This window comes from Petrotoga halophila DSM 16923, from assembly GCF_002924615.1.
In genome coordinates, this window is sequence record NZ_JALY01000104.1 from 1 (window position 1) to 2,664 (window position 2,664).

Here is a 2,664-nt window from a genome sequence, read left to right on the forward strand (position 1 = left end):
GCTATGGCTAACCGAATACTGTACCACCCTGCTAACCTAATTATGTACCATATAGAAAGAAGAAGTTCTTTTCTTTCTCTTTTCATATGAAAAGAGAAAAATCGAATATTTATCACTTTTGCTGAATTTCTCGTCTTTGGTTCCTGTAACGGTAGCTTTCTCCGTTGAATAGTATTATCTTACTGTTGTGGATTAACCTGTCGATAATCGCTGCTGTCATCCTTTCATCGTGAAATATTTTAGCCCATTCTGCAAATTCAAGATTGCTGTTTACTAAGATAGATCCTTTTTCATACCTTTCAGAGAATATTTGGAACATGAGTTGTGTAACTTGGTCGGATAACTGCACGTATCCTAGTTCATCAATTATTAGTAAGTCTACTTTGCTCAGCTTTTTTTGGAATTTTGTTAGTTGTCGTTCTTCCTGCATTTCAACTAAGAGGTTCCCAAGGTTGGCTGCTGTGAAAAAACTTACTGTTTTCCCTTTCTTACATGCTTGTATTCCTATCGCTATACTTATGTGTGTTTTTCCTGCACCTGGTGATCCTAAGAACAAAAGATTTGTCTTTTCTTCGATGAACTTACATTGACTGAGTTCCAGTATTTCCTTCTTTGATAGGTAAGGCGCTTGACTGAAATCAAATTGGTCTATCGTCTTTAGATTAGGGAACTTTGCTTGGTGTAACAACCTTTGAAATCTGTTGTTCCCCCTTGATAGGACTTCACATTGAATCAAAGTTTCAAAAAATCTTTCGTTGTCCCAATCGTTTCTTTTTGCCTCTTGTAGTATATCGTCATACCGTTCTAATATACCAGATAGTCGACAATATTTCAGCTGTTCTCTTAGTTCATCTTTCATTTTCACACCCCACTTTTCGAAGTAGTTCATTGTAAGTGCTTAAAGACATGTAAGTGGTGGTGTGTTTGTCTACGTCAAGGGATTTTAGCTTTTCTTCCGATAGGAGTTCCGTTTTGGGTTTGTGTTGTGTTTGATACCTTAGTACGCTTAACACTTCTTGGTAACTGTAGCGGTTCTTTTCGTCCAATTCCTTTAGTACCTTTGCAACAACTTCAACGGTGTATTGTTGGGTTAATTTTAGTATGTCTATGAACTCTCTTGTTCCTTTTGAATCAGAGTTAAGATGAGCTTGCAGCATCTTATGGTACTTTTCATATATCTGAGGTAATCCCCAATCTTGAATGACCTTAGCTTGTTCGTATGCCCTTGCCTTTTTTCTTAGTAAAGGTAGAAAATGGTATGGGTTTAAACTCTCTTTGTTTTTCCCAAACATCCTTTCGTGTTCTGCTATAACTTCTCCTTTGTAGATTACCTTTACCTTGAATGGGTAGATGTGAATTTCAACCTTTTTACCAACGTAATTTGTTGGTACAGAGTATCTGTTCTTTTCCAAATGAATCAGTTGGTATGTGTCAACTTTTGCTTCCTTTATCCTTGCATATACGTATCTTTCTTTGAGAGGAAGAAAATCTTCATCAAGGATTCTCTTTTCCCAACTCTCTCCTTCATACCTTCCTTTTTTGAGCCTTTGATGACATTTTTCCTTCAATTCCAAATTGAGTATATCAAAACTTTTGAACTCAACTCTCGGTAGGAAGTAGTTGTTTTCAACGTATTTAACAAGGTTTTCTACCATCCCTTTTTCATTGCCTTTAGCTGGACCACAGAACTCAGATTCAAAACAGTAGAAGGACTGGAATTTGACAAACTCTTCTTGTAGTATCCTTTCTCTTCCTGTTAGTACTTCCTTCACCGCAGGTTTTAAATTGTCAAAGATTATCTTTTTTGGAACTCCACCAAAAAAATCAAACGCCGATGTTAATCCATCAAAGAAAAACTCTGTAGACTCTCCTGGATAAGCTTTAACAAACTCCACCTTGCTGTAGCATAACTTTGCACAGAATACGTGTATCTTTCTTGGCATCTTATCTTGCATCACGTAAACTTCACCAAAGTCTGCCTGCATACTACCTCTTAGTGGCACTAATTTCAAAAAACCTTCTTTTTGATTGATACCAAGTTTCTCTTCTATCTTCCTTGCTTGATAGGTGAAGGAGGAATAACTTCCTTTGTATCCTTCTTCACAGATGAGTTCGTATATACGCCTTTTGGTTAACTTTTGATTCTTGGGTTGGTTTGAATTGTATTCCAACAAATGTTTGATACGTTTTTCAAAATCACCATTTACAGGTTTATCTCTCTCAACGTTCATATGATACTTCTGTTCTGGGTTCTCGATAGCTCTTTTGACCGTTGCTCTGTGTATCCCCATTTCTTTTGCTATCGCTCTTTGACTTTTGTGTTTGTTAAAATACAAAAATCTTATATAATTGTATTGTACCATCTCTATCACCTTTCTTTTCCTCCTGTACAATTTTTTTATCCAAATTCATTATACAGGATTTGTGTGATAGGGTGGTACACTTTTCGTTTAGCCGACTCTTATTTTTGGTACACTTTTCGTTTAGTAAGTGCAGGAAAAAGATACTCATGAAAAATCTTATAATAATCGCTGAAAAAATCTTCTAATAGCTTAAATTCTTCCTTTTTCTTATCGCTCATTTTTATCACCCCACTTTGTAGTAGCAATTCCCATACTTTTAAGCGTTTTAGAAAGTATCCCGACAATTGGTCCAACAGATGGT

General features: G+C 36.1%; 3 protein-coding genes. All 3 read right to left on the reverse strand.

Annotated features, from left to right (window positions below; all coding sequences use genetic code 11):
• Positions 1-112: 112 nt before the first annotated feature.
• Complete coding sequence (istB, locus tag AA81_RS04565; protein ID WP_103898342.1) at positions 113-859, reverse strand: IS21-like element helper ATPase IstB; 747 nt, start codon at positions 857-859, stop codon at positions 113-115.
• The gene (gene istA, locus AA81_RS04570; protein WP_245863455.1) at positions 849-2,363 is read right to left on the reverse strand and encodes an IS21 family transposase; all 1,515 of its coding nucleotides are present in this window, start codon (positions 2,361-2,363) and stop codon (positions 849-851) included. Before istA ends, istB begins: the two co-directional genes overlap by 11 nt.
• Before the next feature lie 98 nt (positions 2,364-2,461).
• Positions 2,462-2,664: hypothetical protein (locus tag AA81_RS14400; RefSeq protein ID WP_211292654.1), on the reverse strand; the 203-nt coding region annotated here is incomplete at its 5' end.

Bases quoted from the DNA above. Each gene is read 5' to 3' on its own strand.
- istB (WP_103898342.1), bottom strand. From the start codon at position 859: ATGAAAGATGAACTAAGAGAACAGCTGAAATATTGTCGACTATCTGGT.
- istA (WP_245863455.1), bottom strand. From the start codon at position 2,363: ATGGTACAATACAATTATATAAGATTTTTGTATTTTAACAAACACAAA.